This window comes from Protofrankia sp. Cas4, assembly GCF_963555915.1.
In the GTDB taxonomy this organism is placed as follows: domain Bacteria; phylum Actinomycetota; class Actinomycetes; order Frankiales; family Frankiaceae; genus Protofrankia.
In genome coordinates, this window is the sequence record NZ_CAUVXL010000016.1 from 1 (window position 1) to 2,798 (window position 2,798).

Genomic DNA, 2,798 nt, shown 5'->3' on the forward strand with positions numbered 1-2,798 from the left:
TCGCGATCTACGTGCCCCAGCCTCGCTCCTTGATCCACACCCCTATTGCCGGGCGCTTTTACGGCTCTTCGCAGTAGGCCGGAAGTCGTGTTTGTCTGCTGACTTTTTGTGATTGCCGGCGGTGACGTGGGGTAGTCGCTGCCGGGGTGTGGAACGAGACGCACCCGCCCCCTGGAAGGATCAGATCTTGTCGAGGGAAATGATCACCAGGTGAACGGGTGCGCGTGTTCGAGGGTATGCGAGTCAAGATGGCGGAGCTGCTGGGACTGCCCGGGGTCGAGGTCGTGGCCGCGGAGCGGGAGGCGGACGGCTCGTTACGGGTGTATGCCCGTACGGCGCAGGGCGCTGTGTGCTGCCCGGGCTGCGGCGCCGAGGCGTGCCGGATGAAGGAGCTGGTCACGCAGGAGCTTCGGCATCTGGTGGTGGCGCCGATGAGGGTGATCTTGCGTAAGGAGCGGTGGTGGTGTGACCGTGGGCTGTGTCCACAGCGCAGTTTCACGGTCGGGCCGCTGGCGGTGCGGGGTGGCACGGTCACGACGTCGGCGAAGGAGACGATGGGCCACCTGATCGGGGACTGGATGGCGCTGGCCAATCGGGTCGCCGGCGCGGTCGGGGTGAGCTGGCACACCGGTCACGGCGGGTTTGTGGCCGTGGCCGAAGCGGCCGGCATCGTCGTAACCGACGCCGATGCCGACGCTGTCGGCGATGCTGTGACCTGCGCTGATACCGACGCCGACGCCGCTGCCGTCGGCGGCGACGCTGCCGTACCAGGCGGCGCCGAGGATGGCGCGGCGAAGGATGCCTGCACTGTCACCGATAGTCCTGATACTGGGATGCCTGGTGCCGATAGCGCTGAGGATGGGGTGGCGGCGGGCCGGTCAGTGAGCGGGCCGCTCCCACCGGTACGGGTCCTCGGGGTTGATGACCACCGCCGGGGCAGGCCCCGGTACCACCGCGACCCGGTCACCGGCGGGTGGGTCGCGGACGCCGACCGCTGGACGTCGGTGTTCGTCGACTCCACCGGTGGGCATGGCCTGCTCGGCCAGACCGAGGGCCGCACCGTCGCCGACGTCGTCGGCTGGCTGGTCGCCTGTGACGAGGCGTGGCGTGGCGTGGCTGGATCACCCACGTCACCCTCGACATGTCGTCGGTCTACAAGTCCGCGATCCGCCAGGCGCTGCCGCACGCGGCGCTCGCGGTCGGCCCCTTCCACATCTCGCAACTCGCGAACAAGACGGTCGCAGACGTGCGGCGCAGGGTCACGTTCGAGCACCACGGGCGCCGCGGCCGGGCCGACGACCTCGAGTACAAGATCAAGGGGATGCTCGTCCGCGGCGCCGAGAAGCTCACGCCGGCGGCGCGGCAGAAGCTGCTGTGCGCGCTGGCGGACCTCGGGGACGGCGGCTGCGAGATCCGGGCTGCCTGGCAGGCGAAGGAGCTGCTGCGCGACGTGCTGAAACTGTCCCCGGCCCGCACTGGCAGGGCGACCTGCCGCTCCGAGGTCTCCGCGGCCCTGACCAGGTTCTTCGCGTACTGTGCCACGACCGGGGCCGCGGTCCCCGAGGTCGTCACCCTCGCCGAGACGATCTCCAAGTGGCGCGACGAGATCGCGACCGCAGTCCTCCACGGGCTGTCCAACGCGGCCTCGGAGGGCATCAACCGGTTGATCAAACTGGTCTACCGCATCGCGTTCGGCATGACCAACGTCGGCAACCAGCTGCGCCGAGCCCGCTACGTCGCGTCCCGTAAGACCCGCCCCCTCTGGCTACAATCCGTAACCGTCAACCGAGAACTACCTGTAGCGGCCTAAATACACAGTCCGGCCTACTGCGAAGAGCCGCTTTTACCGCTCGGCATCCACGCCAATAGGCACGCTGCCGACGGGGATGGTGTCAACGACGGTGTTGCTGTCAGTGTCAATCACCGACACGGTGTTACTGAAGGAGTTGGTGACGTAGGCACGGGGATGGAACAAATCCTTAACGATCGCCACACCAAAAGGCACGTTGCCGACGGGGATGGTGTCAATGACGGTGTTGCTGTCGGTGTCAATCACCGACACGGTGTCACTGAGGGCGTTGGTGACGTAGGCGCGGGGATGGAACAAATCCCCAGTGATCGCCACGCCAATAGGATTGTTGCCGACGGGGATGGTGTCAATGACGGTGTTGTTGTCGGTGTCGATCACCGACACGTTGTCCGAGCCGGCGTTGGTGACGTAGGCGCGGGGATGGAAACCCCTAGTGATCGCCACGCCAATAGGATTGTTGCCGACGGGGATGGTGTCAATGACGGTGTTGTTGTCGGTGTCGATCATCGACACGTTGTCCGACCTGACGTTGGTGACGTAGGCGCGGGGATGGAAACCCCCAGTGATCGCCACGCCAACAGGCCTGTTGCCGACGGGGATGGTGTCAATGACGGTGTTGCTATCGGTGTCGATCACCGACACGTTGTTCGAGAACTGGTTGGTGACGTAGGCGCGGGGATGGAACAAATCCTCGGTGATCGCCACGCCAACAGGCCTGTTGCCGACGGGGATGGTGTCAATGACGGTGTTGCTATCGGTGTCGATCACCGACACGTTGTTCGAGAACTGGTTGGTGACGTAGGCGCGGGAATCGAAACCCTTAGTGATCGCTACTTGGGCAGGGGCGGTGCCGACGGGGATGGTGTCAATGACGGTGTTGTTGTCGGTGTTGATCACCGAAACGGTGTTCGAGCCGGAGTTGGCGACGTAGGCGTGCGGCGAATCGGAGGGAGTGGCCATTGCCTGGGTCGGCGTGGCCAGTACGACC

At 65.5% G+C, this 2,798-nt stretch carries 3 protein-coding genes; 1 reads left to right on the forward strand and 2 read right to left on the reverse strand.

Annotated elements, in window-relative coordinates; translation table 11 throughout:
• Positions 1 to 878: 878 nt before the first annotated feature.
• Entirely contained in the window at positions 879 to 1,031 is a 153-nt protein-coding gene (locus tag U9979_RS01810) for a hypothetical protein (RefSeq protein ID WP_322777996.1), read from the reverse strand.
• A gap of 71 nt (positions 1,032 to 1,102) precedes the next feature.
• Here U9979_RS01810 and U9979_RS01815 point away from each other — a divergent pair, with 71 nt between their 5' ends.
• Positions 1,103 to 1,810, forward strand: a complete 708-nt coding sequence (locus U9979_RS01815; protein WP_322777997.1) for a transposase — start codon at positions 1,103 to 1,105, stop codon at positions 1,808 to 1,810.
• A gap of 33 nt (positions 1,811 to 1,843) precedes the next feature.
• Here the strand turns inward: U9979_RS01815 and U9979_RS01820 are convergent.
• A partial coding sequence (locus U9979_RS01820; protein WP_322777998.1) for a YncE family protein occupies positions 1,844 to 2,798 on the reverse strand: 955 nt, incomplete at its 5' end.

Excerpts from the sequence above, each read along its gene's own strand:
- U9979_RS01810 (WP_322777996.1), bottom strand. The coding sequence starts at position 1,031 with ATGCCCACCGGTGGAGTCGACGAACACCGACGTCCAGCGGTCGGCGTC.